The following is a 26,600-nucleotide window of genomic DNA, read 5'->3' as shown; positions in this document are numbered from 1 at the left end:
GGTTCCCTTTCAACTTTCCGTGGTGGTGCGCGCGTTGGTGGTCGTGGTACGTGGCGCGCGCGGGGTTCTGGTCCGTACGGCGGCCGTCTTGGCCGGCGGTCTGGCGGGCTTGGTCTGCTTGGCGCGCTGGGCGGCCGGGGCGTGCTCGTCGACGAGTTCGGCGATCCGGGCGGCCGCCCGGCGGCCCTCCAGCAGGAGCCGGCCGACGTTCACCCGCTCCTGGGCGAGCAGGGTCAGTACGGCCGTCGCGGAGGCGGTGCCCGCGGTGAACGTCGCGACGTAGCCGTAGACCCCGTGCACCAGCAGCTCGCGGACCTCGCCCTGGCCCGTCGCGTCCGCCAGCCGCACGGCGGCGGCGTGCGCGGTCGCGCTGAGCGCCGCCATGTCCTGCGGGTCGACGCCGGGGGTGTCCTGGGCGAGGACGTCGCCGTCCGCCCCCGTGGCGAGCGCGCCGGTGAGCTGCGGGACACGGGCCCTCAGCCGGCGCAACTCGTCGAGGACATGGGGGTCGACGGCCATCCGGGGCCTCCTCTCGAACCGGTCAAAGGGCCTCCAGCGCATCTCTGAGCCTCTTCAGCAAGGTGATGTGGGGATCGGGCGGCAGCGGTTCGGTGAAGGCGGGTATCCCGTGACCGGCTGCGGGCCGGGCCGGTCCGGGTCCCGGGCCCGCCGCGCCGTACGGCGGCCGTCCGCGGCTCGGCAGGGGCGGCGGTTGCCCGGGGTCCGGCGGCGGTGCCGGTTCCGGGGCCGCCCACCCCTCGCCCGCCGGGTCCGCCGGGCCCGGCGGCTCGGGGACGGCCGGGCGCAGCGGGGCGAGCACTCCCGCCGCCGCCAGCCGGCGGACGTCGACCAGCGTGTGGAACGCCAGGTGGCCCAGGGCCCGGGCGATGTCCGGCGCCGTACGGACGCCGTCCGCGTGGGCCAGCACGGCTCGCTGGCGGCGGGTGAGCGCGGGCGCCGCGGGACGCTCCGTGCGGGCCAGCGGTGCCTCGTCGGTGACCGGGTCCGGCCAGATGCGGTGCAGCAGGTCGCGACGGCGCAGCGTCTCGCGTTCCAGGGCGGCCACGGGGACCCGGCGCACGGCGGCCCGGTGCCCGGGGGCGTGGGCGGTGCCGTAGCGGAAGCGGCCCGGGGTGGAGCTGGGGGCGAGGACGAAGTACGCGGCGTCGTACAGCGCCGTCAGCCGGCACAGCTCGAAGGCCCCGAGGGTGAGCAGGCCGGCGTCGACCAGGCGCAGACCGGCGAGGTGGCCGGCCTGGTGGTCGTCGTCCGTCTCGCCGAGCGCCTGCCGCCAGGCCTCCACGGCGAGCGTGCCGTGGGCCGTCAGGAGCGTCTCCAGGCCGGGCGCGCAAGGGCTCTCGGCGTGCACCACCAGGCCGTCGGCGAGGTGGAGCGTGCCGTGCTCGCGGAAGAGGATGCCGGTGGCCCGCTCGGCGGCCAGCCGGGTCAGCATCGGCGAGACGCCGCCCCAGCCGCGCTCGGCGGCGGCGACCTTCTGGCGGACCGGCAGCCGCGGGGGCTCGGTGGTGTGGACGGCGGTCATGCGAGCACCAGCCGTTCGGCCATCTCGCCCAGCCGGATGCGGGCCATCGCCAGGTTGCCCTCGGCGCGGGCCAGCCACAGGTGCAGGAACACGCTGCCGTCGAACGTCGCCCCCACGAACCGCAGCACGTGGTAGCTGTCCCGGTTGCTGACGATGAGGTCCTCGACCGGCGGGTCGGCGTCCGCCGCCGGTCCGGCCCCGGCATCGTCGTCCGGCGCGAACGCGTGCTGCTCTGCGGCCAGCCGGGCGATCTCGGCGGCCTCCGCCGCAGCGGTCTCCTGGTCCCCGCCAGGGGCCTCTCCGACGCTGCCCAGGGCCAGCCCGCTGGTCCAGTCGATCAGCGCGGCGCCCCGGGCACCGGGCAGTCGCATGGCTTCCAGCAGACACTCGTCGATTCCGGGCACCGTGGCTCCCCTCCCGCCTGGGGTTCGGCTGAGTGACGCCGAAACTACGCAACGTGTGCGCGACGGGTGAGGGATATGGCATTTTCCGGTGGAACATGCTCCGGACGGCTAAGGTGGGTCGGCTCGCCTCGAATTCAGGGCAGTTGAACCGCAGATGCCCCGGCACGCGTCAACGGCGGTCGGGGGCGCGCAAGGTGGTGAGCGCGCCCGCGTGCGCTCCTCCGGCCTCGGCCACGATCTCGTCGAGCTGCTGCGCCTCGCGCACGGTCGCGAAGGCCACCTCTCCCGACCCGTCCGGCGCGAAGCCGTAGATCCCGGGCCGGGCGAGCGAGTTGTAGGCGTAGTGGTGCGCGAAGTAGTACGCGCCCGTGTCCAGCGCCGCCGCGTAGTCCCCCTGCTCCAGCAGCGGCAGCGCGCGTCCCTCGGCCAGCAGGTCGCCCGCGAAACAGGCCGGTCCGGCGACGTCCTGCACCACCGGCGGGCCCTCCTTCGGGCGCCCCTTGGCGTCGTAGGCGGCGATCCTGAGCGGCCACGAACCCGGCACGTACACCGTCCGCGCCGCCACCTGCACGCCGGCGTGCGTGACGGCGACCGGCCGCCCGCCGGCGCTCTTGGCGTACTCCACCCGGGCCACCACGGTCCCGTGCTTGGCGAGCAGCGACCGGCCGAACTCGGTCACCAGGCCGTACCGCCCGTCGAACAGTCCCGGCACCGCCTCGCTCAGCAGGCGTGCGTACTGCGCGTACGTCGGCGTCGACTCGTCCGAGCCGAAGTTCACCGGCAGGCCGCCGCCGATGTCGAGCGTGTCGATCTGCGGCCGGCCGAGGCGCCGGTTGATCTCCTCGGCGAGCGCGAACACCTCCGCCACGCCCTGCGCCATCAGCGACAGAGGGATGCCCTGCGACCCGGTGTGCGCGTGCAGCCGAGTCAGCCACGGCCGCTCCCGGTACGCCCGCACGACCCACTCCCGCGCACCCTCGTCGCGCAGCGCCACCCCGAACTTCGAGGTCGCCGTGGCCGTCGAGGTCGCCCCGATGGAACCCCCGCCGACCTGCGGGTTCACCCGGATCCCGATGGGGGAGCCGCTGTGTGCCGAGCGCATCAGGGCGTCGATCCGCGCCAGCTCCTGGGCGTTGTCGGCGTTGACGGCGATGCCCAGCGCCAGTGCCTCGCGCAGTTCGGCCGGCGTCTTGGCGGGCGAGTCCAGGACGGTCAGCCGCGGCGGCACTCCCGCCGCCCGCGCCAGCGCCAGCTCGCCCGGGCTCGCGACCTCGGCGCCGAGCCCCTCCTCGCGCAGCAGCCGCACCACGGGCACCAGCGGGGTCGCCTTCACGGCGAAGGCGTGCAGCACGGGCGTGCCGGGAGCCGTCACCGCGTCGAAGGCCGCACGCAGCTCGGCCGCCGACTCGCGGATGCCCGTGACGTCCAGAAGGCCGAGGATGGGGGTGTCCGGTCCGAGGAGCCCCTGCTCCACGGCCGCCCGCACCGCGTCGTCGCGCCGCGCAGCGCCGTCCGTACGCCCGCCGTTGTCGTAGCCCACACCGTCCCCCGTCGTGTCGTCGCCCTCGCCCATGCGTCCAGCCAAACATCTGGGACGAATCCTCGCTGCCCGCCGGTTCTATTGACTAGTCCTATTCAGAGCGCGAGGATGTGAATAGTCGTAGTAACGGTTCGCTGCGAGCAATCCACTCAGGAGGCAGACCATGTCAGGACCCCGCCCCGTCCGAGCGCCGCGCGGTACGGAACTGAGCGCCCTGGGATGGCAGCAGGAAGCCGCCCTGCGGATGCTGCAGAACAACCTCGACCCCGAGGTCGCCGAGCACCCGGACAAGCTCGTCGTCTACGGCGGCACGGGCAAGGCGGCCCGCGACTGGCGCTCTTTCGACGCCATGGTGCGCACGCTGAAGGGGCTGAAGCAGGACGAGACCATGCTGGTCCAGTCCGGCCGACCGGTCGGCGTCATGCAGACCCACGAGTGGGCCCCGCGCGTCCTGATCGCCAACTCCAACCTCGTCGGCGACTGGGCCAACTGGGAGGAGTTCCGCCGCCTGGAGGCCCTCGGCCTGACCATGTACGGCCAGATGACCGCCGGCTCCTGGATCTACATCGGCACCCAGGGCATCCTCCAGGGCACCTACGAGACCTTCGCCGCCGTCGCCGCGAAGAAGTTCGGCGGCACCCTCGCCGGGACGATCACCCTCACCGCCGGCCTCGGCGGCATGGGCGGCGCCCAGCCCCTTGCCGTCACCATGAACGACGGCGTCGCGATCTGCATCGACTGCGACCCGCGCGCCATCGAGCGCCGCATCGAGCACCGCTACCTGGACGTGAAGGCCGACTCCCTCGACCACGCCCTCCAGCTGGCCACCGAGGCCCGCGACGCCCGCCGCCCGCTGTCCATCGGCGTCCTCGGCAACGCCGCCGAACTGGTCCCGCAGCTGCTCGCCATGGGCGCCCCCATCGACATCGTCACCGACCAGACCTCGGCCCACGACCCGCTGGCGTACCTGCCGCTCGGCGTCGACTTCGACGACATGGCGGACGCGGCGGCCAAGGACCCGGCCGGGTTCACCACGCGCGCCCGTGAGTCGATGGCGAGGCACGTCGAGGCGATGGTCGGCTTCATGGACGCCGGCGCGGAGGTCTTCGACTACGGCAACTCCATCCGCGGCGAGGCGCAACTCGCCGGGTACGAGCGGGCGTTCGCCTTCCCCGGCTTCGTCCCCGCCTACATCCGCCCGCTGTTCTGCGAGGGCAAGGGCCCCTTCCGCTGGGCCGCGCTGTCGGGCGAGGCGTCCGACATCGCCAAGACCGACAAGGCGATCCTCGACCTGTTCCCCGAGAACGAGTCCCTCGCCCGCTGGATCAAGATGGCCGGCGAGCGGGTCCACTTCCAGGGCCTGCCCGCGCGCATCTGCTGGCTCGGCTACGGCGAGCGGGACAGGGCCGGCGAGCGGTTCAACGACATGGTGGCGAGCGGCGAGCTGGCGGCTCCGCTGGCGATCGGGCGCGACCACCTGGACTGCGGCTCCGTGGCCTCCCCCTATCGCGAGACGGAGGCCATGCTCGACGGCTCCGACGCGATCGCCGACTGGCCGCTGCTGAACGCCATGGTCAACGTCGCCTCCGGCGCCTCCTGGGTGTCCATCCACCACGGCGGCGGCGTGGGCATGGGACGGTCCATCCACGCCGGGCAGGTGACGGTGGCCGACGGCACGAAGCTGGGCGGCGAGAAGATCCGCCGTGTGCTGACGAACGACCCCGGCATGGGCGTCGTCCGCCACGTGGACGCGGGCTACGACATCGCGGAGTCGGTCGCCGACGAGCGGGGCGTGCGGGTGCCGATGCGCGAGGGTGACTCCGCGTGACGGACACTTCCGCCGTGCGCAACGACCTCCCGCAGCCTGGGCGGGCCGGTGGTTCCTTCCACGAGATGTGGCGTGAGCTGCTGCCCGTCGGGCGGTATGCCGGCTCCCGGGGCTACCGCCGGTTCGCCTGGACCGGTGCCGACGCCGAGTGCCGGGCCTGGTTCAGGGAGCAGGCCGAGGCGCGGGGGCTCGCCCACGAGGTCGACGGGAACGGCAACCAGTGGGCCTGGCTCGGCGACCCCACCGCCGGGGACGCCGTCGTCACGGGGTCCCACCTCGACTCCGTGCCCGACGGCGGTGCCTTCGACGGGCCCCTCGGCGTTGTGTCCTCCTTCGCCGCCCTCGACGAACTCCGCTTCAGGGGAGCGCAGTTCACCAAGCCGCTTGCCATCGTCAACTTCGGCGACGAGGAGGGCGCCCGCTTCGGTCTCGCCTGCGTCGGCTCCCGGCTGACCGCGGGGGAGCTCACCGTCGAGCAGGCGCACCGGCTGACCGACGGGGACGGCGTCAGCCTCCCGCGGGCCATGGAGGCCGCGGGGTACGACCCCGACGCCATCGGCGCCGACCCCGAGCGGCTCGCCCGGATCGGGGCCTTCGTCGAACTGCACGTCGAACAGGGCCGGGCGCTGGACCTGTCCGGCGACCGGGTCGGCATCGCGAGCGCCATCTGGCCGCACGGGCGCTGGCGGTTCGACTTCCGGGGCGAGGCCAACCACGCCGGCACCACCCGCCTGGTGGACCGGCGCGACCCGATGCTGTCGTACGCGGAGACCGTGCTCGCCGCCCGCCGTGAGGCCGAACTCGCCGGTGCGGTCGCCACCTTCGGCAAGATCGCCGTCGAGCCGAACGGCGTCAACGCCATCCCGTCCCTGGTGCGCGGCTGGCTCGACTCCCGCGCCGCCGACCAGCGGACCCTCGACGTCGTGGTCACCGGCGTCGAGAAGGCCGCCCGCGAGTACGCCGCCGCCCACGGCGTCGACCTCGACGTCGTCCGGGAGTCCTTCACGCCCGTCGTCGAGTTCGACCACGCCCTGCGCGACGAACTGGCCCGCATCCTCGGCAAGGACACCGACATCAGCGTCCCGGTGCTGGGTACCGGCGCCGGACACGACGCCGGAATCCTCTCCGGGCGCATCCCGACCGCCATGCTGTTCGTGCGCAACCCCACGGGCGTCTCGCACTCCCCGGCCGAGCACGCCGCCGAGGACGACTGCGTGGCCGGGGTGCTCGCCCTCGCCGACGTACTGGAAGGACTGGCCTGCAGGTGACCACGCGGACCTATTGGCTGGAGCACGCCTGGCTCGGCACCCACGTCGAGCCGGGCGTCGCCCTGAGCATCGAGGACGGCCGCATCACCGCCGTCCGCACGGGCGCCGACGGCCCGCCGCCCGGCGCCGAGATCCTGCGCGGACTGACCCTCCCCGGCCTCGCCGACGCCCACTCGCACGCCTTCCACCGCGCCCTGCGCTCCACCGTCCAGGTCGGCTCCGGCACCTTCTGGACCTGGCGCGAGATCATGTACGCCACGGCCGACAAGCTGACCCCGGACAGCTACCACGCCCTCGCCCGCGCCGTGTACGCCGAGATGGCCCTCGCCGGCATCACCTCCGTCGGCGAGTTCCACTACCTGCACCACGCCCCCGGCGGCACCCCCTACGCCGACCCCAACGCCATGGGCGAGGCGCTCATCGCGGCCGCCGCGGAGGCCGGCATCCGCATCACCCTCCTCGACACCGCCTACCTCTCCTCCGGCTTCGGCGAGGCGCCCGACACCCACCAGCTGCGCTTCTCCGACGGCACCGCCGAGGCCTGGGCCGAACGCTGTTCAGTTCTCAAGGAACGGGACCACGCGCGGATCGGGGCGGCCGTCCACTCCGTACGAGCCGTGCCAGCCGCCCAGTTGGCGACGGTCGCGCGGTGGGCCGAGGAGCGGCGGGCCCCGCTCCATGTGCACCTGTCCGAGCAGACCGCCGAGAACGACGCCTGCCAGGCCGCCCACGGGTGCACCCCGACCCGTCTGCTCGCCGACCACGGCGTCCTCGGCCGCCGCACCACCGGCGTCCACAACACGCACCTCACCGACGAGGACATCGCCCTCCTCGGCGGCACCGGAACCGGCACCTGCATGTGCCCGACCACCGAACGCGACCTCGCCGACGGCATCGGCCCCGCCCCCGCCCTGCAGGCGGCAGGCTCCCCGCTCTGCCTCGGCTCCGACAGCCACGCCGTCATCGACCTGTTCGAAGAGGCCCGCGCGATGGAGCTGAACGAGCGGCTGCGCACCCGCAGCCGGGGCCACTGGACCGCGGCGGCACTGCTGCGCGCGGCCTGTGCCGACGGCCACGCGGCCCTCGGCTGGGAGGAGGCGGGCACCATCGAGGCGGGGGCCCTCGCCGACCTGACGACGATCGCGCTCGACTCGGTCAGGACGGCCGGGCCGCTGCCGAGGCTCGGCGCCGAGACGGCCGTATTCGCCGCGACAGCAGCGGACGTACGGCACACGATCGTGGGCGGGCGGCACGTCGTACGCGACGGGGCGCACACCCTCGTACCGGACGTGCCGCAAGACCTCGCGCGGGCGATCGAAGCCCTCCGCGCCTGACGACCACCCACGAGGACGCCATGAGCAGCAGCACCGCCATCACCAACATCGCCACGCTGGTCACCAACTCCCCCTCCCTGGGTGACGGTTCTCCTCTCGGTCTCATCCAGGACGCGGCCGTCGTCATCGAGGGCGACCGCGTCGTGTGGACCGGTGAATCAAGCAAAGCACCCGCCACTGACAACCGGGTCGACGCCGGTGGCCGCGCGGTCCTGCCGGGCTTCGTCGACTCCCACTCCCATCTGGTCTTCGCGGGCGACCGGACCCAGGAGTTCAACGCCCGCATGTCCGGGCGCTCCTACACCGCGGGCGGCATCCGCACCACCGTCGCCGCCACCCGCGCGGCCACCGACGAGGAGCTGGAGGCGAACCTCACCCGCTACCTCGCCGAGGCCCTTCGGCAGGGCACCACCACCTTCGAGACCAAGTCCGGTTACGGCCTCACCGTCGCCGACGAGGCCCGCGCCCTGCGGATCGCCGGCGCGCACACCGAGGAGGTCACCTACCTCGGCGCCCACATCGTGTCGCCCGACTACGCCGACGACCCGGCCGCCTACGTCTCCCTCGTCACCGGCGAGATGCTCGACGCCTGCGCGCCGCACGCCCGTTGGATCGACGTCTTCTGCGAGAAGGGCGCCTTCGACGGCGACCAGGCCCGGGCCATCCTCACCGCGGGCAGGGCCCGGGGCCTGCACCCGCGCATCCACGCCAACCAGCTCTCCCACGGCCCCGGCGTCCAGTTGGCCGTCGAACTCGACGCGGCCAGCGCCGACCACTGCACCCACCTCACCGACGCGGACGTCGACGCCCTGGCGAACGGCGACACGGTCGCCACGCTGCTGCCCGGCGCCGAGTTCTCCACCCGCGCCGAGTGGCCGGACGCCCGCCGCCTGCTGGACGCGGGCGTCACCGTCGCCCTCTCCACCGACTGCAACCCGGGCTCGTCCTTCACGTCCTCCGTGCCCTTCTGCATCGCCCTCGCCGTACGGGACATGGGCATGACCCCGGACGAGGCGGTCTGGTCGGCCACGGCGGGCGGCGCGGCGGCGCTCCGCCGCACGGACATCGGCCGGCTCACCCCGGGCGCCTACGCCGACCTGATCGTCCTCGACGCCCCGAGCCACGTCCACCTGGCCTACCGCCCGGGCGTGCCGCTGGTCACCGACGTGTGGCGGCGGGGCGTCCGCCAAGGCTGACGCGGCCAGGTCAGGAAGCGCCCGCCCGCCAGCGCTGATCCCGGCCCCCGCTCAGGGGCCGCAGCGACACTCCGTCGCCGCCACCCGGCGTGACGGCCGTCTCGATGGCGATGGCGGGGCGGATCACGCCGTCGGAGTCCACCGTGAACCGCAGGTTCTGTCCGTGGTCGCCGTCCACCGAACCGCAGTCCCAGATGCCGACGCCCCGGTCCACCGAGCCCCGGCTGTCGAGGCAGAAGTCCGAGTCGGCGTACGACTGCACGATCCCGCGCGCCGCGTCGACCCGCCAGCGCTGGGTCGAGGCGCCGGAGCAGGGCGCCGTGACGACGGCCGTGCCGTTGCTCAGGCCGCCGTCGATGTCCAGGCAGCGGCCCGTCGATACGTTGACGATCTGGGCGTAGGTGCCGTTGGGGGCGTGGGTCGGGGCAGCGCTGGGCTTCGCCGACCTGGACGGGGTGGAACTCTTCGTCGGGGAGGGTGACTTGGCGCTGGGGGAGGGGGACGGCGTGGCGGAGACCGTCGCCGTCACCGTCACCTCCGGGGGAGCCGTCGGCGTGTCCACGGAGCCCGGCTGCCCTCCCGGCGCCGAGGACGGCGACCCGTCGCCTCGCGAGAGCACCAACACCAGCAACGGCGTCAGCGCCACGCCGAGAGCGACGGAGGTCAACAGCAACCGCCGTGACACGGGCCAGGCGACCGGCCCGAGCAGGAACCGCGCCCGGACCGGAACCCCGACCTGTGCGAGCACCCCGGGCCGTCCGACAGACCCGGACCGACGGTGGACATCCGCCCGCCCTCCGGACCTCGAACGTCTCCCGGCCCCTGCCCGCCCTCCGGACGCCGACCGTGCCCCGAACTCCGGCTGTCCTCCGGACGCCGACCGTGTCCCGGACTCCGGCTGTCCTCCGGACGCCGACCGTCCTGCGAACCAGGACCGTCCCCCGGCCCCTGCCCGCCCCCCGAACCAGGACCGTCCCCCGCCCTTCGACCGCCGTCGGCCGGTGCCGGGGCGGGTGGTGGGGGCGCCGGGTGGCCGGTGAGCGAGGTCCTCGCGGGTGGCGTAGGCCGTGCCGGACCACGGCAGCAGGCCCTCCGCCAGGGCGGTGCGGGGGGAGTCGCGCAGGGCGGAGAGGTCCGTGTACGCCGCCGTGCAGTGGGCGCAGTGGACCATGTGGGCCCGCAGGTCGGCGCTCTCGCGCGGGCTGTCCGGGCGTACCGACTCCTCGATCAGCCGGCCGAAGTTGCCGCAGCGCGGGTCGCCGGAGGCGGCGAGCCGGGAGCGGAGGCAGGCCTGGGCCATGGCCTGGAGGGCCGCCGGCGTCTCGTGGGCGACGTCCTCGCGGGTCAGGCCGAGCAGAAGGGCAGTGCGTCGCTCCGCCTCGCGTTCCACCACGCCGTACCAGACCAGCCCCTGCGCTCGGGACGGCAGACACCGGAACGCGGCGAGCATCGGCGGGTCGGCGACCGTGTCCGGGCCCGGCGTGCTCAGGGCGAACAGCAGGCCGGGGTCGAGGCCCGCGGCCCGTTCGTCGCCGGCCCAGGAGGCGGCCAGCCTGCCGGTCAGGAGCAGCAGCTCATGCCGCAGCGGGACCGACGGCTCGGTGCCGCGCGCCGTCTGCCGGGCCGCCAGCGTGAACGCCTGCGAGGCCAGCTGGCGGGCCGCGGACTCGCTCGCCGTGCACAGGCGCGCGTAGGCGAGCACGGCCGGCTGGTGACGGGCGCGGAGCTCCCGCAGAGCCGGGTAGACGGTTGCGGTACGGGCCCGCAGCAGCTCGGTCAGCCGCGCGTCGGGCACGTCCGCGTACACACCGCCCTCGGTCGCGACGCCGTTGTCGGTCCCGTAGGCCCCGGCCATCTCCAGGCCCCCTTCCACAACCCCGCCGCGGACCGTCGATATCCGGCTACCGGCAGGTAGGGGGCCCATAGTGGTGGAAGTGAAGCTCTGGGGAAAGGGTTTCTGTGGGTAACCCATGGCGGGGCGGCGAACGGTACTCGAAGGGTGCTACTCCTCCAGCGTCAGCCCCTTGCGCAGCCGCACCAGCGTCCGCGACAGCAGCCGGGAGACGTGCATCTGGGAGATGCCGAGTTCGTCGCCGATCTCCGACTGGGTCATGCCCGCCACGAAGCGCAGCGAAAGGATCTTCCGGTCCCTGGCGGGGAGCTCGGCGATCAGCGGCTTGAGGGACTCGACGTACTCGATGCCCTCGATGCCGTGGTCCTCGTAGCCGATCCGGTCCGCGAGGGCGCCCTCCGCGTCATCCTCCTCCGGCTGGGCGTCCAGCGAGGAGGCGGTGTAGGCGTTCGACGCCGCCATGCCCTCGACGACCTCGTCCCTGGTGAGGCCCAGGCGCTCCGCGAGCTCGGCGACGGTCGGTGCCCGGTCCAGCTGCTGGGCCAGCTCGTCCCCGGCCTTGGCCAGGTCGAGCCGCAGCTCCTGCAGCCGGCGCGGGACGCGCACGGACCACGAGGTGTCGCGGAAGAAGCGCTTGATCTCACCCACGATGGTTGGCATCGCGAACGTGGGGAACTCCACCCCCCGAGAGAGCTCGAAGCGGTCGATCGCCTTGATCAGGCCGATGGTGCCGACCTGGATGATGTCCTCCATCGGCTCACTGCGTGAACGGAATCGGGAGGCGGCGAACTTGACCAGTGCGAGGTTGAGTTCGACGAGGGTGTTGCGGACGTACGAGTACTGGTGGGTGCCTTCCTCGAGTGACTCCAGTCGCTCGAAGAGGGTCTTGGACAGCGCTCTCGCGTCGACCGGACCCACCTCGTCGTAGGGCGGGATCTCCGGGAGTCCGGCGAGTGCGTCCGTGCCGACGGTGTCGTCGTTCTCGGTGCTCTCGATGCTCTCGATGGGAGCAAGATGTTCCGGAGGGGGTGTCGACGTCGCCTGCCGGGTATGCGGTGCGTCGAGCCGGGGTGACATGATGTCCTCCATCGTTCTCGGCATATGGCTGCCGAAGCCAGTGCGTGCACTGCGGTGTGCGGCGCCTCCAAAGCCGGCCGTGTCGGTTGCGTATCCCTACTAGCCCTACCCGCTTTTCCACACCCGCCGCAAGTGCGTAACGTGCGGTTATGTCCGTTTGCGGGGGGTTGTTCGGGTGTCGGGAAGTGTGAGGAAGGCGTAGTGTTCGAGGGCGTACGTCAGCAGTCACGACGTCGGGAGAGAGAGACGGCATGGACCGCGGGACGGTCGGCAGCGCACAGTCTGGCCGGCTTCTGGTGGAGGTCAGGGAAGAGGGCTCGAGCGCAGTCGTGACGCCAGCAGGTGAGTTGGATCACCACACGGCCGATCTGTTGCGCGAGCCCCTCGAGGACTGCCTCGCCAAGGGATTCAAGCGGCTGGTCGTGGACTGCTCACGACTGGAGTTCTGCGACTCCACGGGCCTCAACGTGCTGCTGGGCGCCCGGCTGAAGGCGGAGGCCGCTGGCGGCGGTGTCCACCTCGCCGGGATGCTTCCGGTGGTGGCCCGGGTCTTCGAGATCACGGGAGCGGAGGCGGTCTTCACCGTCCACGACACGCTCGAGGCGGCCCTGGCCGACCAGACCGGCTGACCCCGGCAGGGCGGCCCGGCATGGCGCCGGGCCGTCCCGCCCGCCCCCGTGTGACCGGCACTTTCCGGATGTCACGCTTTCCGTGCCGAAACAGGGGGTGTTCTGCCGGTTCGGTCGGGCAGGAGACATCCTGAGCCTGTCGGCGGCACGGCGAGCACGGGGGACGGTGAGCGAACGATGGAACACGAAAGAAAAAGACGGCAAGCCGACAGAGAGAGCCGTCGAGCCACGTACAGACTCTTGAAACGTGAACTGGTGAATCGGTGAGGTGAAGCGCTGATGAGCACCACCCGGCCTTACCCGCCGGGCGACCGCGGCCCGGAGCCAAGCGGCGCTTCCGGGGCGTCCGAGGGGGGCGCGCCCGCGACCGGGGCGTCCGCCGAGGGGGATGCCGCGTCGTCTCAGGGGCGCCAGGTCCGCAGACTGAGCTTCGACGGGGCCAGCGGTGTCGTCCCGCTCGCCCGCGACTTCACCCGCCAGGCGTTGTACGCGTGGGGCTGGCTGCCGGCCGCCGGCGCCGACCAGCGGGCCGCCGCCGAGGACGTGCTGCTCGTCGTCTCCGAGCTGGTCACCAACGCCTGCCTGCACGCCGAGGGTCCCAGCGAACTGTGGATAGCCCTCGACAACAAGGTGATCCGCCTGGAGGTGTCCGACCGCGGCACCGGCGAGCCGGCACCCCGCACCCCGCACCGCGCGGGCCGCCCCGGCGGCCACGGCATGTTCATCGTGCAGCGCCTGTGCCTGGACTGGGGTGTCGTACGGACCCCGGGTGTGGCGGGCAAGACGGTCTGGGCGGAACTGGGCGCTCCCGCCTAGCCCGGCTGGGGTTACCGAGGGTCACTCCCTCCACTCGGCCCCCCTTTCGCGCGCGCCGGATCCGCACAACTCCGGCGCGCACCTTCTCTTCCCTCCTCAAGGGCCCGGGCGTACCTTGACGGCCCATCTGATGTGCCGTCAGGAAACCGAGAGGGAGCGGAAATCGTGTCGTACCGGAATCGAACCGCCGTGCTCGCGTCCGTCGCGGCCCTGGCGGGCTCGGCGGTGCTGATGGCCGCCCCCGCAGCCCAGGCCAAGGTCGTCGACGTCAACTACCAGTGCAAGACGCCCATCGGCGACAAGAGCGCCGTCTCGCCCATCGACATCACCGGCGTCAAGAGCGGCAGCGGCTACAAGATCACCATGTCCTGGCAGAAGGGCGTCTCGTCCAGCCCGGTGGAGCTGGGCAAGGGCGCGATGAACCCCAGCGCCACCATCAAGCTGGGCGGCGCCGACAGCGGCACGATGAACGTCAGCGGGCCCGCCAACCAGGAAGCGATCCCCGCCAACACCCCCATCAAGATCAGTGACCTGACGGGCACGTACACGCCGAAGAAGACGGGCAGCGTGACCTTCACACCCGGCGTCCTCACCATCAAGGCGCTCGGTACGACGACCACGTGCACGCCCTCCAACAGTCCCGGACCGGCGCTGACCCTCGACGTCACGGCGGCGGGCGGAGGCGGCTCCTCCGGCGGGACCGGCTCCTCCGGCACGACCGGCTCCGACTCCGGCGGCTCCCTCCCGCAGACCGGACCCGACGACTCCGCGATCGCCCTGGGGACCCTCGGCGGCACGGTGCTCCTCGCCGGAGCGGCGGGCGCGCTGTGGATCACCCGCAGGAACCAGACGGCCCGCGCACGCCGCTGAGCGGGCCGCGGCCGGCGGTACGGCGCTCGCCGACGGCCACGGCACCGGCGCCGACCCCGAACCGCCGAGCGCCTCGCCTTTCGCATCCGGACCGTCGTTGGAGCCGCCCGATGCCCTCACCCGTCCGTGTTCCGGCCGTCCTGGGCCTGCCGTTGCTGGTCCTGCTGACGGCCGCTCCCGTCGCGAGCGCGGCGGACGGGTGGTCGCTCGCGCCCGGCGGGGGCTCGCGGCCCTCCTTCTACGCCGAGGGCGCGCCCGGCGCGGTCCTGCAGGACACGGTGTCGGTGACCAACCGCAGCGGGCGGCCGGTCACCGTGCGGCTCAGCGGCCGGGGTGTCCGGGCCGTGTTCGCGTGGAGCCGCGTCCGCGTGCCCGCCCGCACCCGCGCCGACATCCCCTTCACCGTCAGCGCGCGCGGCGACCGCAGCGGCGAGATCGTCGCCCGCGACCAGGACGGCCGCACGGTCACGGCCGCGCTCCGCCTGCGGGCGGGCGGACCGCGGCTGTCCGCGGTGACCGTCGAGCATGTCGCCGTGCACGCCGACCGCATCACGTACGACCTGGTCAACCGGGGTACGACCACCCTGGTACCGACCCTCGCCGTGCACGCGGACGGCCTGCTCGGCCCGGTCCTCGACCGTGCTCCGCGCACCCTGCCGGTCCGCCTCGCGCCCGGCCGCCGGCTGCGCCTGACCGAGCCCTGGCGCGACCACCCCGCCCTGGACGCGGTCGACGTCCGGGTGACGGCGACGGCACCCGGCGGCGCGAAGGGCTCGGCCGCCGCGTCGGCCCGGTTCGTGCCCTGGAGCGGGGTGGCGGGGGCCGCGGGCGGCGTGACGGCGGGCGGCGCGCTGCTCCTCGTACGACTGCTGCGGCGCAGGCGTCGTCCGGCCGAGGAAGCCCCCGAACGCCCGCACGCGCATGTCGAGTTGACGGGAGCGGTGACGTGAACGGCAAGGTGAGGACGGTCGCGCTGCTGGCGGTGTTCGCGCTGCTCCTGCTGCCGCTGACGGCGGGGACGGCGGCGGCGGACGGACCGAGCGTGAAGCTCTCCAAGTCCCAGGCCGGGACCGGGGGTTCGGTCACCGTCGGCGGCAGCGGCTGGCGGCCGCACGCGCTGCTGATGATGCTGGTCTGCGGACAGTCCACGCCCTCGCGCGGTGTGATCGGCGGCACCAACTCCTGTGCCAACGGCGACGGGCGGGCCGTCACCACCGACGCCAAGGGCGGCTTCACCAGGAAACTGCCCGTCGCCGAGCCGCCGGTGCCCTGCCCGTGCGTGGTGCACGTGGCGACCGTGGAGGGCGCGAAGGCGCAGGCGGACGCCGTCCTGAAGGTGGCCGGGCACGCCGTGGAGCCCTTGCCGGCCCAGCCCTCCGGCGGGCGCCTGTCGATCCTGACCGACACCCGGCTCGAGGGTTCCAGCGGCCTGCTCACCTGGTTCGGCGCACCGCCCTCGCGCACCCTCGTCTTCACCGTCGGCAACGTCGGCACCTCCCCGATCAGGAACCCGGTCTTCCAGGTGGGCACCTCCCACGGCGTGTTCGCGCCCCAGTGGGAGGACCAGGAGTGGCGCGGCACCCTCGGCTCCGGGAAGAAGGCGCAGATCAAGCTGCCCGTCGAACTCGCGGCGGGCGCGCACGGCGACTACACGGTCTCCCTGAGGTACGGCGGGAAGGTCCTCGCCGAGAAGCCCTGGGGCGTGGGCCGGCCCTGGGGCGTGACCCTGTTCTGGGTCCTGGTCTGCCTGGTGGTGCCGGCGGCGCTCTTCCGCGCCGGGATGGCGATCGTGGACCGGGTGCGGCCCCGCCGTGCCGGGGGCCTGCGGCACCGCGGGCTGCGCCTGCCCGAACTGGCCCTGCGCCTGCCGGGTCTGGGCAACCAGAAGCCGGGCGCCCACGCGGCGCCCCCGACCCCTTCGACCCTGCCGTGGTTCACCCCGGACTCCGATCCGAACACGGCCGGTCGGCTCTCCGCACCGCACGACGACAGTCCGACGAGTCCCACGACTCCCACCAGGAAGGGAACGACGTGAGCAAGCGAAGGAGAGTCACACCGGCCGGCAGAGGGAGGCCGCTCGCGGCGGGTGTCGCGCTGGTGGTCGGCGGCGCCGGGGCCCTGCTGGGGCTGGCCGCCGGGTCCGCGCAGGCCGCGGAGGTGTCGTTCGCGACGCACTGCGTGCCGCCCGCCGGCATCGATCCCGTCGACGGCACCACCAAGGTCGAGATCACCGCGCCGGCCACCGCGAAGGTCGGCGACACCGTGAACGTCGTGTGGAAGTTCGTCCAGGCCGCCTCCAAGAACCCGGACATCATCGACCTGCCCGCCAACTCCGTGCAGCCGTCCGGCACCCTGAAGGCGGCCGGTGCGCAGACCGCGGACATCGCGATGCAGGGGCCGCGGGAGAACCCGGCGATCCCCAAGGGCGGCAACATGGTGCTGTCCGACATGAAGGGCACCCTGAAGCTGACGACGACCGGCGAGGTGACGCTGACGCCGGACGCGTACACGGTCAACGCCATGTCGACGGACACCAAGTGCACGCCGAAGGAGACGGTGCAGAAGGCGGCCACGATCGAGGTGGCGCCGGGCGACGGGGGTACGACGTCCGCGACGCCGACGGACACCTCCTCGGCGACTCCCACGGACACGCCGTCCGCGACCGACTCGGCCTCCGCCTCCGCGTCCCCGAGCGACGGCACCGGTGACGGCCAGACCGACTTCACCGGCAAGGAGGTCGACATCCCCTACACCTGCCAGTCCCCGATCGGCGAGAAGAAGGCCACCTCGCCCATCCAGATCAACGCTAAGAAGGACGGCGGCAGTTTCGGCCTCACCGTGCAGTTCAAGAAGTCGGTGATGGAGAGCCCCGCCGACATCCCGGCGGGATCGGTCAAGCCCTCCATGGAGGTCGTCCTCGGCGGCGCCGACAAGGGCACGGTGCATGTGGAGGGGCCGACCAACTCCAAGGCCATCAAGTCGGGCGACCCGATCGAGATCCCGGACCTGACGGGCACCTACAAGCCCGGCGCCAGCGGCAGTTCGACCCTCTCCCCGGGCGTCCTGACGATCAACGCCCTGGGCACGACCACCACCTGCAAGCCGGACAGGACGGCGGTCTCCCTGACCCTGGACACCACCCAGCAGGCGAGCGGCGCCTCGGGCGGCACCTCGTCGTCCGGCGGCACGTCCTCGTCGTCCGGCGGCGGCCTGGCGGAAACGGGCTCGAGCGACCACGGCGCCCTGAAGGCCCTCGGCCTGGTGGCGGGCACCTCGGTCCTCCTGGGCGCGGCGGTCTTCACGTTCATGCCGGGCCGACGCACCCGGTGACACGCGGGAACGAGAAAGAGCCACCTCGCCCCGCAGGACGAGGTGGCTCTTCTCTCGTGTGTCCGGGCGTCAGTGGACGTCGCCCATGAGCTCCTTGACCTTCCTGCGGTACATCCACACCGCGGCGCCCGCGAGGACGGCGAGGACCGCCTGGAGGCCGACGATGCCCGTCTTGTTGAGGTCGACACCGGCGATGGAGAGCAGGCCGGTCGTGGCGTCACCGGCGGTGACGGCCAGGAACCAGACGCCCATCATCTGCGAGGCGTACTTCGCCGGGGCCATCTTCGTGGTGACCGACAGGCCGACCGGCGAGAGCGTCAGCTCACCCACGGTCTGCACGAAGTAGATGCCGACCAGCCACATCGCCGCGGCCTTGTGCCCGCCGTCCGCGATGCCCAGCGGCGCGAGGAACAGGAAGAACGAGGCGCCGATCAGCACCAGGCCCATTGCGAACTTCACGGCCGTGCTCGGCTCCTTGCCGCGCCGGGCCAGGGCCAGCCACATCCAGGCGAAGACCGGCGCGAACGCCATGATCATGACCGGGTTGACCGACTGGTACCAGGAGACCGGGAAGTCCCAGCCGAAGACCGTGTTCTTCGCCGAGGACTCGGCGAACAGCGACACCGTCGAACCGCCCTGGTCGTAGATCATCCAGAACACGGCGGCGGCGACGAAGAACCAGATGTACGCGGACATCTTCGACTGCTCGACCCGGTTCAGCTCCCGGTCGCGCTTGATGCGGGCGATGACCATCACCGGGATGAGCAGGCCGGCGATCGTGATCGGGACCAGCAGCCAGTTCAGGGTGTAGTGGCCGGAGAAGCCGACGATCGCGTAGAAGACGACGGCCACGGCGGCCCAGAAGGCCGACTTGCGCAGCGTCCTGGCCTTCTCTTCGGCCGACAGCGGGGTCGGGACGACGTTCGAGCGGGCGTCCAGATGACGGCTGCCGAGCAGAAACTGGGCCAGGCCCAGCGCCATGCCGACCGCGGCGAGCGCGAAGCCAAGGTGCCAGTTGACGTTCTCACCGACGGTGCCGATGACCAGCGGCGCGGCGAACGCGCCGAGGTTGATGCCGATGTAGAAGACGGTGAAGCCGCCGTCCCGGCGCGGGTCCTCGGGGCCGTCGTAGAGGTGGCCGACCATCGTGGAGATGTTGGCCTTGAGCAGGCCGGAACCGATGGCCACCAGGCCGAGGCCCGCGTAGAAGGTGCCGGCGCTCGGCAGGGCCAGGGTGAGGTGGCCGAGCATGATGACCGCGCCGGCGACGGCGACGGTCTTGCGGGGGCCGAGGACCCGGTCCGCGAACCAGCCGCCGGGGAGGGCGAGCAGGTACACGAGCGACAGGTACACCGAGTAGATCGCGGTCGCGGTCGCCGCGCTCAGGTGCAGGCCGCCCGGGGCCACCAGGTACAGCGGGAGCAGGGCCTTCATGCCGTAGTAGGAGAAGCGCTCCCACATCTCGGTCATGAACAGAGTGGCCAGTCCGCGGGGGTGGCCGAAGAAGGTCTTCCCGGTGCCGGGGGTCTCCGGGCGGACCGAGTCCTTCGTCAGGCTGGACGCCATGGTCGTTCCTTGCTGGTGGGGGTTACCGCACACAAAAGAGACCTTCGGCGTCGGTGCCGCCAAAGGTCCCCGCAGTGCTACAGGCGTTGTTTTTTCACCATACGGCAGAGTAGTGCCGGAAATGGAGGGACTTGAGACGCGAATCACAGGTGACCAAGGAACCGTACACCCGCTTTCCAAGGTCCTTTACAAGATCGCCCCATTGATACACAGGTTCGTTTCGGTGCGTACGAAGGTAAGAATCATGCGCGTCGATCACACCCCAGCACCTGTCGGGAGCGGACTACCATCACCTCATGACCCGTGTACTGCTCGCCGAGGACGACGCGTCCATCTCGGAGCCGCTGGCCCGCGCACTGCGCCGGGAAGGTTACGAGGTCGAGGTGCGCGAGGACGGACCCACCGCGCTCGACGCCGGAATGCAGGGCGGCGTCGACCTGGTCGTGCTGGACCTCGGTCTGCCCGGCATGGACGGCCTCGAGGTGGCCCGCCGACTGCGTGCCGAAGGCCACACCGTGCCGATCCTCATCCTGACCGCGCGGGCCGACGAGGTGGACACCGTCGTCGGACTCGACGCGGGCGCCGACGACTACGTCACCAAGCCCTTCCGGCTCGCCGAACTGCTCGCCCGGGTGCGGGCCCTGCTGCGGCGCGGCGCCGCCGAGCCGGCGCAGCCGCCCGCCACGCACGGCGTGCGGATCGACGTGGAGTCGCACCGGGCGTGGATGGGCGACGAGGAACTCCAGTTGACCGCCAAGGAGTTCGACCTGCTGCGGGTGCTGGTGCGGGACGCGGGACGGGTCGTCACCCGCGACCAGCTGATGCGCGAGGTGTGGGACACCACCTGGTGGTCGTCCACGAAGACGCTCGACATGCACATCTCCTGGCTGCGCAAGAAGCTGGGCGACGACGCGGCGAACCCCCGGTACATCGCGACGGTGCGGGGTGTCGGCTTCCGCTTCGAGAAGAGCTAGCCCGGCTACGCGCGTTGCGCAGGGGCGGTGTCGCCGAGTAGTGCGGCCGCGGGCGTGCGGGGGCCGGTCGCGCAGTTCCCCGTGCCCCTGAGGGCGTTGTAGAACCGTTGGCTCGGAGGGCCCCGTGCGTCGTCGTCTCATTCAGTCCACCCTCGCCGTCGTGCTGGTGGTCATCGCCGTCTTCGGCGTCTCCCTCGTCATCGTCGAGACGCGGACCATCAGCAACAGCGCCCAGGAAAGGGTGAGTTCCGAGGCGCAGCGGCTGGCCAGCATCGTGGACAGCCGGCTGATCGGGGCCGGCGCGGTCAACCCGGACGTGCTGCACGGTCAGGTCACCGGTGACCGCTACGCCGTGGTCACGATCCCCGGGCAGTCCTCTTTCACTCTCGGCACCAAGCCCGACGGCGAGGTCATCCGGGGCCATGCCGCCGGCGAGGAGGGCGAGACGGTCGTCGTGGAGGAGCCCCGCTCGACCGTCAGCCGGGAGGTCGGCCGGACGCTGCTGATCATCGGCCTGGTCGCGCTGCTCGCGGTCGTGGCCGCCGTACTCCTCGCGATCCGACAGGCCAACCGCCTCGCCTCCCCGCTCACCGACCTCGCGGAGACCGCCGAGCGGCTGGGGTCGGGTGACCCGCGCCCCCGCCACAAGCGGTACGGGGTCCCCGAGCTGGACCGCGTCGCGGACGTCCTGGACTCCTCCGCCGAGCGCATCGCCCGGATGCTCACCGCCGAACGGCGCCTGGCCGCCGACGCCTCCCACCAGCTCCGTACACCGCTGACCGCGTTGTCGATGCGGCTGGAGGAGATCACCCTCACCGACGACCCGGACACGGTGAAGGAGGAGGCCAACGTCGCCCTGACCCAGGTCGAGCGCCTGACGGACGTGGTGGAACGTCTGCTCACCAACTCCCGCGACCCCCGCACCGCCAACGCCGTCTCCTTCGACCTCGACGAGGTCATCCAGCAGCAGCTGGCGGAGTGGCGGCCCGCCTACCGCAGCGCCGGGCGGGCGATCGTCAGCTCCGGCAAGCGGCACCTGCAGGCCGTGGGCACCCCCGGCGCCGTGGCCCAGGTCCTGGCGGCCCTGATCGAGAACTCGCTGATGCACGGCGGGGGCACGGTGGCCCTGCGCACGCGGGTCACCGGCAACCAGGCGGTGGTGGAGGTGACGGACGAGGGCCCGGGCGTCCCCGCCGACCTCGGCGCGCGCATCTTCGAGCGGACCATCAGCGGCCGCAACTCGACCGGCATCGGCCTGGCCGTGGCCCGCGACCTCGCGGAGGCGGACGGCGGTCGCCTGGAGATGCTCCAGACGAAGCCGCCGGTCTTCGGTCTGTTCCTGTCCCGGACTCCGCACCTGAAGCGGCACCAGACGGACGACGAGCCGACGGTCCGCTGAGTCCTGGGGTGCCGTGCGGCTCCCCGGCGGCCGTCAGTCGGGGTCAGCCGACCCGCTGTCGCGCCTTGCGTCGCCCCAGCTGGGCCGAGGCCGCCTGCGCCTCGGCCTCCAGAAAGGCCTCCGCGTCCGCGACGGCCTCCCGGGCCGGCAGCGCCTTGAACACCCATGTGCGGTACGACCAGAACCGGAACAGCGTCCCGAGCCCGATACCGACGACCTTGAAGATGTTCCGCTGCAACGAGCTGTCCCAGCCGAAACCGTAGATGGCGGCGTACAGGACGCCGTTCTCGATCACCAGACCCACCAGGCTGAACGCGAGGAAAAGCGTCAGTTCCCTGGCCCTGGCGCTCTTGTCGCGGTCGCGGTAGGTGAAATAGCGGAAGCCCAGATAGTTGACCCCGATGGCGACGACGGTCGCGATCACGTTGGCGCGCACCGCCTGCAGGCTGGTCACATGCCACAGCAGGTTGGAGACGCCGAAGTTCACGACGGTGCCGAGCGCACCCACCGCCCCGAACTTGGCGATCTCCTGAGTGAGCCTTCGCAGCCCGGAGGAACCCTGTTCCATGGTCCTTAAGGCTCCCATCCGGTAGGTCTCGCCGTCGTATTTCGTCGTTTTCGCCAACCCAGCCATGCTAACCACCGCCCGTGGCGATAGCCCGTGCATGAGCTCACAGGTCGGAAACAGGTCGGAAAGAGGTCGCCAAGAGCGGGGGAGACGAGGGAAAAGTCCGGGAAGAGCCCGGTAAGAGCCTCCGGAAACGGCCGGAAATCGGTCCCCGCGGCGCGGCCGATACCCTAGGGGCGTGACGTTCCCGGTAGTCGGCATGGTCGGCGGAGGCCAGCTCGCTCGTATGACACACGAGTCAGGCATCCCGCTCGGCATCAGGTTCAAGCTCCTCAGTGACACTCCCCAGGACTCCGCGGCCCAGGTCGTCGGCGACGTCGTCGTCGGCGACTACCGCGACCTGGACACGCTGCGTGCCTTTGCGCAGGGCTGTGACGTGATCACCTTCGATCACGAGCACGTGCCCACCGAGCACCTGCGGGCCCTGGAGGCGGACGGCATCCCCGTGCGCCCCGGCCCCGACGCGCTCGTGCACGCCCAGGACAAGGGGGTGATGCGCGCGAGGCTCGACGCGCTCGGCATCCCGTGCCCGCGGCACAGGATCGTCAGCGACCCGGCCGACGTGGCCGCGTTCGCGGCGGAGGGCGACGGCTTCCCCGTCGTCCTCAAGACCGTCCGCGGCGGTTACGACGGCAAGGGCGTGTGGGTCGTGGACAGCGCGGAGGAGGCCGAGGACCCCTTCCGCGCCGGCGTCCCCGTGCTGGCCGAGGAGAAGGTGGACTACGTCCGCGAGCTCGCCGCCAACGTCGTCCGGTCCCCGCACGGCCAGGCCGTCGCCTACCCGGTGGTCGAGTCCCATCAGGTGGCCGGCGTCTGCGACACGGTCATCGCACCCGCCCCCGACCTCGACGAGGCCCTCGCGCTCAGGGCCGAGGAGATGGCCCTGACCATCGCCAAGGAGCTCGGTGTCGTCGGCCATCTCGCCGTGGAGCTGTTCCAGACCCGCGACGGCCGCGTCCTCGTCAACGAACTGGCGATGCGCCCGCACAACTCGGGCCACTGGACCCAGGACGGCGCGATCACCTCCCAGTTCGCCAACCACGTCCGCGCCGTCCTCGACCTCCCGCTCGGCGACCCGCGCCCGCGCGCGAAGTGGACGGTCATGGTCAACGTCCTCGGCGGCGACTACCCGGACATGTACTCCGCGTACCTGCATTGCATGGCCCGCGACCCCCAGCTGAAGATCCACATGTACGGCAAGGACGTGAAGCCCGGCCGCAAGGTCGGCCACGTCAACACCTACGGCGACGACCTGGACGACGTTCTCGAGCGCGCGCGTCACGCAGCCGGCTACCTGAGAGGCACGATCACCGAATGAGCCCCGTTGTAGGCATCGTCATGGGTTCGGACAGCGACTGGCCCGTCATGGAGGCCGCCGCCAAGGCCCTGGACGAGTTCGAGATCGCATACGAGGTCGACGTCGTCTCCGCGCACCGCATGCCGCGCGAGATGATCACGTACGGCGAGCAGGCGGCCGAGCGGGGCCTGAAGGTGATCATCGCGGGCGCCGGGGGCGCGGCCCACCTCCCCGGCATGCTCGCCTCCGTCACCCCGCTGCCGGTCATCGGCGTCCCCGTGCCGCTGAAGTACCTCGACGGCATGGACTCGCTGCTGTCGATCGTGCAGATGCCGGCCGGTGTCCCCGTCGCGACCGTCTCCGTCGCCGGCGCCCGCAACGCCGGCCTGCTCGCGGCCCGCATCCTCGCCGCCCACGACGAGGACCTGCTGCAGAAGATGCGCGACTTCCAGCAGGACCTGAACGACCAGGCCGCCGAGAAGGGCAAGCGCCTGCGCGCCAAGGTCGACGGCAACGGTGGCGGCTTCGGCTTCGGGAAGTGACGCCCGTGAGCTCACTGGAGCAGGCCCGGGAGCTCCTCGCCGAGTTCCCGGTCGTCGACGGCCACAACGACCTGCCCTGGGCCCTGCGCGAGCAGGTCCGCTACGACCTCGCCGCCCGCGACATCGCCGTACACCAGAACGCGCATCTGCACACCGACATCCCGCGGCTGCGCGAGGGCGGGGTCGGCGCGCAGTACTGGTCGGTGTACGTGCGCTCGGACCTGCCGGACGCGGTGCCGGCGACGCTGGAACAGATCGACTGCGTACGGCAGTTGCTGGCGCGGCACCCGGCGGACCTGGCGCCAGCGCTGACCGCCGCGGACATGGAGGCGGCCCGGCGGGAGGGCCGTATCGCCTCCCTGATGGGCGCCGAGGGCGGCCACTCCATCGCCAACTCCCTCGGCACGCTGAGGGGGTTGTACGCGCTGGGCGTGCGCTACATGACGCTCACCCACAACGACAACAACGACTGGGCGGACTCGGCGACCGACGAGCCGAACGTCGGCGGGCTGTCGGCCTTCGGCCGTGAGGTCGTGCGGGAGATGAACCGGCTCGGCATGCTCGTCGACCTCTCGCACGTGGCGGCGACGACGATGCGGGACGCGCTCGACACCACGAGCGCGCCGGTGATCTTCTCCCACTCCTCGTCGCGGGCCGTGTGCGACCATCCGCGCAACATCCCGGACGACGTCCTGGAACGCCTGCCCGGCAACGGCGGCATGGCCATGGTGACCTTCGTGCCGAAGTTCGTCCTCCAGGCCGCCGTCGACTGGACGGCCGCGGCCGACGAGAACATGCGCGCCCACGGCCTGCACCACCTCGACACCAGCCCGGAGGCGATGAAGATCCACCGGGCCTTCGAGGAACGCACCCCGCGCCCGGTCGCGACGGTCTCCACGGTCGCCGACCACCTGGACCACATGCGCGAGGTCGCGGGCGTCGACCACCTCGGCATCGGCGGCGACTACGACGGCACGGCCTTCACCCCGGACGGGTTGCACGACGTCTCCGGCTACCCGAACCTGATCGCCGAGCTCCTCGACCGCGGCTGGTCCAGGTCCGACCTGGCCAAGCTGACCTGGCAGAACGCGGTACGGGTGCTGGGCGCCGCGGAGGACGCGGCGCGGGAGCTCCAGGGGACGCGGGGGCCGTCGAACGCCACGATCGGGGAACTGGACGGCTGAAGCGGCGCGGCGGCGGGGGTCGCTGGACCGGCCGACCCCCGAACGCCCCACCCACCAGGAAGCCCCACCGGCTCCGTGCGACGGTGACCGTACATCTTCGGGATCCTTCGGGACGATCATGACGTACGGAGCCCGCCATGGCAGATCTCCAGGACGAACTGGACACGACGACCGAGGTCGGCGAGCTCGACGGCCTGCCGGACCCCTTCGAGACCGCGGAGCCGTACACCCCCGTCTCCGACCCGGACGGCGCTCCGCTGGAGCGGGCCCACGCCATCCTCGCCGCGCATCCCGTCGCGGACGGCTACAGCGGTCTGCCCTGGGCGCTCAGGCATCTGCCCTGGTACGACCTGGAGCTCGGCGAGAGCGCCGTGGACACCGACGTGCCGCGGCTGCGGGAAGGCCACGTCGGCGCGCTGTTCTGGTCGCTGCACCTGCCGGAGGGGCTGGCCGGCGACCGGGCCGTCGGAGCCACCATGGAGCAGCTGGACCTGGTGAAGACGGTCGTCCACGCCCACCCCGAGGGCCTGCGGCTGGCCGGCGCGGCCGGACAGGTCACCGACGCCCGCAACTGCGGCCGCGTCGCCGTCCTGCTCGGCCCCGCGGGCGCCGCCGCCCTCGGCGACTCCCTCGGCATCCTGCGCTCCCTGCGCTCCCTCGGGCTGCGCGTCCTCACCCTGACGGGCGCGTCCTGGGCCAGCGAGGCCGGGCTGACGCGGTTCGGCGAGGAGGTCGTGCGGGAGATGAACCGGCTCGGCGTGCTCGCCGACCTCTCCGGCGCCTCCGCCGACACCATCCGCCGCGCCTTCGCCGTCTCCAAGGCGCCGGTGCTGTTCACCCGCTCCGCGGCCCGCGCCCTGCGCCCCCACCCGGCCAACCTCCCCGACGACCTGCTGGCCGAGCTCGGCGGCGCCAGGGGCCTGTGCATGGTGCCGCTGACGGCGGAGCAGGCCGGTCCGTCGATCCGGGACGTCGCCGACCACCTCGATCACGTCCGCGAGATCGCCGGGCCCGAGTGCGTCGGCCTGTCCGGCACCTACGACGCCGGCACCGCCCACCCCCAGGACCTCGCCGACGCCTCCTGCTACCCGCTGCTGATCGCCGAGCTCCTGCACCGCGGCTGGGCCGAACCCGACGTGGCGCTGCTGACCTGGGGCAACGTCCAGCGCGTGCTGCGCAACGCCGACTTCACGGCCCGCGCCGCCCAGCAGCGCCGCGAGCCGTCGACGGCGAAGATCGCCGACCTGGACGGGTGACGGAGGGGGTCCTGCGAAGGTCGGGTCTTAGGCCCTGGCGTCAAATTCCCGCCTGCCCGGAGGCGCC

Annotated in this window: 24 protein-coding genes; 16 read left to right on the top strand and 8 right to left on the bottom strand. The window is 72.4% G+C overall.

All coding sequences use genetic code 11. The features are described 5' to 3' along the window. Positions 1–9: 9 nt before the first annotated feature. The 4 genes from FBY22_RS37425 to FBY22_RS37410 all read right to left on the bottom strand — a co-directional run bounded on the left by FBY22_RS37425 (position 10) and on the right by FBY22_RS37410 (position 3,520). Entirely contained in the window at positions 10–519 is a 510-nt protein-coding gene (locus FBY22_RS37425) for a roadblock/LC7 domain-containing protein (RefSeq protein ID WP_142152386.1), read from the bottom strand. Between the two features lie 22 nt (positions 520–541). Continuing rightward, the gene (locus FBY22_RS37420) at positions 542–1,543 is read right to left on the bottom strand and encodes a transcriptional regulator (protein ID WP_142152385.1); all 1,002 of its coding nucleotides are present in this window, start codon (positions 1,541–1,543) and stop codon (positions 542–544) included. After that, complete coding sequence (locus tag FBY22_RS37415) at positions 1,540–1,947, bottom strand: hypothetical protein (RefSeq protein WP_142152384.1); 408 nt, start codon at positions 1,945–1,947, stop codon at positions 1,540–1,542. The genes FBY22_RS37420 and FBY22_RS37415 overlap by 4 nt, the downstream gene beginning before the upstream one ends. A 169-nt stretch (positions 1,948–2,116) precedes the next feature. Continuing rightward, the gene (locus tag FBY22_RS37410; protein WP_142152383.1) at positions 2,117–3,520 is read right to left on the bottom strand and encodes a diaminopimelate decarboxylase; all 1,404 of its coding nucleotides are present in this window, start codon (positions 3,518–3,520) and stop codon (positions 2,117–2,119) included. A 130-nt stretch (positions 3,521–3,650) separates the two neighbouring features. On the opposite strand from FBY22_RS37410, the gene hutU reads away from it, so the two are divergent. The 4 genes from hutU to hutI all read left to right on the top strand — a co-directional run bounded on the left by hutU (position 3,651) and on the right by hutI (position 9,113). Then, positions 3,651–5,315: a urocanate hydratase gene (gene hutU / locus FBY22_RS37405; protein WP_142152382.1), complete on the top strand. Its 1,665-nt coding sequence runs from the start codon at positions 3,651–3,653 to the stop codon at positions 5,313–5,315. Positions 5,316–5,380: 65 nt separating this feature from the next. Beyond that, a complete protein-coding gene (locus tag FBY22_RS37400) occupies positions 5,381–6,583 on the top strand; it encodes an allantoate amidohydrolase (RefSeq protein WP_174267396.1) in 1,203 nt (400 codons plus the stop codon). Beyond that, a complete protein-coding gene (locus FBY22_RS37395) occupies positions 6,574–7,917 on the top strand; it encodes a formimidoylglutamate deiminase (RefSeq protein ID WP_142152380.1) in 1,344 nt (447 codons plus the stop codon). The genes FBY22_RS37400 and FBY22_RS37395 overlap by 10 nt, the downstream gene beginning before the upstream one ends. A gap of 20 nt (positions 7,918–7,937) precedes the next feature. Next, on the top strand, positions 7,938–9,113 hold the full coding sequence (gene hutI / locus FBY22_RS37390; RefSeq protein WP_142152379.1) for an imidazolonepropionase: 1,176 nt from the start codon (positions 7,938–7,940) through the stop codon (positions 9,111–9,113). Between the two features lie 10 nt (positions 9,114–9,123). Here hutI and FBY22_RS45550 read toward each other — a convergent pair whose 3' ends face one another. Together FBY22_RS45550 and FBY22_RS37380 are read right to left on the bottom strand one after the other, a co-directional pair. Beyond that, entirely contained in the window at positions 9,124–10,968 is a 1,845-nt protein-coding gene (locus tag FBY22_RS45550) for an RICIN domain-containing protein (protein ID WP_260845300.1), read from the bottom strand. Between the two features lie 147 nt (positions 10,969–11,115). Beyond that, positions 11,116–12,042 (bottom strand): RNA polymerase sigma factor SigF, encoded by a 927-nt coding sequence (locus FBY22_RS37380; protein WP_142152378.1) that lies wholly within the window; start codon positions 12,040–12,042, stop codon positions 11,116–11,118. Between the two features lie 251 nt (positions 12,043–12,293). On the opposite strand from FBY22_RS37380, the gene FBY22_RS37375 reads away from it, so the two are divergent. The 6 genes from FBY22_RS37375 (at position 12,294) to FBY22_RS37350 (ending at position 17,687) form a co-directional block, all read left to right on the top strand. After that, on the top strand, positions 12,294–12,671 hold the full coding sequence (locus FBY22_RS37375; RefSeq protein WP_142152377.1) for an STAS domain-containing protein: 378 nt from the start codon (positions 12,294–12,296) through the stop codon (positions 12,669–12,671). Positions 12,672–12,950: 279 nt separating this feature from the next. Further along, on the top strand, positions 12,951–13,487 hold the full coding sequence (locus tag FBY22_RS37370) for an ATP-binding protein (protein ID WP_142152376.1): 537 nt from the start codon (positions 12,951–12,953) through the stop codon (positions 13,485–13,487). 165 nt (positions 13,488–13,652) lie between these two features. Beyond that, positions 13,653–14,357, top strand: a complete 705-nt coding sequence (locus FBY22_RS37365; protein WP_142152375.1) for an LPXTG cell wall anchor domain-containing protein — start codon at positions 13,653–13,655, stop codon at positions 14,355–14,357. A gap of 110 nt (positions 14,358–14,467) precedes the next feature. Next, on the top strand, positions 14,468–15,307 hold the full coding sequence (locus FBY22_RS37360) for a hypothetical protein (protein WP_142152374.1): 840 nt from the start codon (positions 14,468–14,470) through the stop codon (positions 15,305–15,307). Next, positions 15,304–16,392, top strand: coding sequence for a hypothetical protein (locus FBY22_RS37355; protein ID WP_142152373.1), 1,089 nt, complete (start codon positions 15,304–15,306; stop codon positions 16,390–16,392). The genes FBY22_RS37360 and FBY22_RS37355 overlap by 4 nt, the downstream gene beginning before the upstream one ends. Next, entirely contained in the window at positions 16,389–17,687 is a 1,299-nt protein-coding gene (locus tag FBY22_RS37350) for a hypothetical protein (RefSeq protein ID WP_142152372.1), read from the top strand. Before FBY22_RS37355 ends, FBY22_RS37350 begins: the two co-directional genes overlap by 4 nt. Positions 17,688–17,756: 69 nt before the next feature. On the opposite strand, the gene FBY22_RS37345 is transcribed toward FBY22_RS37350, so the two are convergent. After that, the gene (locus tag FBY22_RS37345) at positions 17,757–19,253 is read right to left on the bottom strand and encodes an oligopeptide:H+ symporter (RefSeq protein WP_142152371.1); all 1,497 of its coding nucleotides are present in this window, start codon (positions 19,251–19,253) and stop codon (positions 17,757–17,759) included. Between the two features lie 296 nt (positions 19,254–19,549). Here FBY22_RS37345 and FBY22_RS37340 point away from each other — a divergent pair, with 296 nt between their 5' ends. Both FBY22_RS37340 and FBY22_RS37335 read left to right on the top strand, forming a co-directional pair. Beyond that, entirely contained in the window at positions 19,550–20,227 is a 678-nt protein-coding gene (locus FBY22_RS37340) for a response regulator transcription factor (RefSeq protein ID WP_058928367.1), read from the top strand. A 124-nt stretch (positions 20,228–20,351) separates the two neighbouring features. Continuing rightward, on the top strand, positions 20,352–21,626 hold the full coding sequence (locus FBY22_RS37335) for an ATP-binding protein (protein WP_142152370.1): 1,275 nt from the start codon (positions 20,352–20,354) through the stop codon (positions 21,624–21,626). Positions 21,627–21,669: 43 nt separating this feature from the next. Here the strand turns inward: FBY22_RS37335 and FBY22_RS37330 are convergent, their stop codons facing one another. After that, positions 21,670–22,194, bottom strand: coding sequence for a GtrA family protein (locus tag FBY22_RS37330; protein ID WP_142152651.1), 525 nt, complete (start codon positions 22,192–22,194; stop codon positions 21,670–21,672). Positions 22,195–22,432: 238 nt separating this feature from the next. Here FBY22_RS37330 and FBY22_RS37325 point away from each other — a divergent pair, with 238 nt between their 5' ends. From FBY22_RS37325 to FBY22_RS37310, 4 genes are all read left to right on the top strand, one after another. Further along, positions 22,433–23,572: a 5-(carboxyamino)imidazole ribonucleotide synthase gene (locus FBY22_RS37325; RefSeq protein WP_142152369.1), complete on the top strand. Its 1,140-nt coding sequence runs from the start codon at positions 22,433–22,435 to the stop codon at positions 23,570–23,572. Further along, positions 23,569–24,093 carry a 5-(carboxyamino)imidazole ribonucleotide mutase gene (gene purE / locus FBY22_RS37320; protein WP_142152368.1) on the top strand — a complete coding sequence of 175 codons (525 nt, stop codon included), beginning with the start codon at positions 23,569–23,571 and terminating at the stop codon, positions 24,091–24,093. Before FBY22_RS37325 ends, purE begins: the two co-directional genes overlap by 4 nt. A 5-nt stretch (positions 24,094–24,098) precedes the next feature. Further along, positions 24,099–25,277, top strand: coding sequence for a dipeptidase (locus FBY22_RS37315; RefSeq protein WP_174267353.1), 1,179 nt, complete (start codon positions 24,099–24,101; stop codon positions 25,275–25,277). A gap of 137 nt (positions 25,278–25,414) precedes the next feature. Continuing rightward, positions 25,415–26,533 (top strand): dipeptidase, encoded by a 1,119-nt coding sequence (locus tag FBY22_RS37310; RefSeq protein WP_142152366.1) that lies wholly within the window; start codon positions 25,415–25,417, stop codon positions 26,531–26,533. Positions 26,534–26,600 lie beyond the last annotated feature (67 nt).

This window comes from Streptomyces sp. SLBN-31, from assembly GCF_006715395.1.
Lineage (GTDB): Bacteria > Actinomycetota > Actinomycetes > Streptomycetales > Streptomycetaceae > Streptomyces.
The sequence above is the reverse complement of the archived record's forward strand: the minus strand, read 5'-3'. Positions and strand labels throughout refer to the sequence as shown.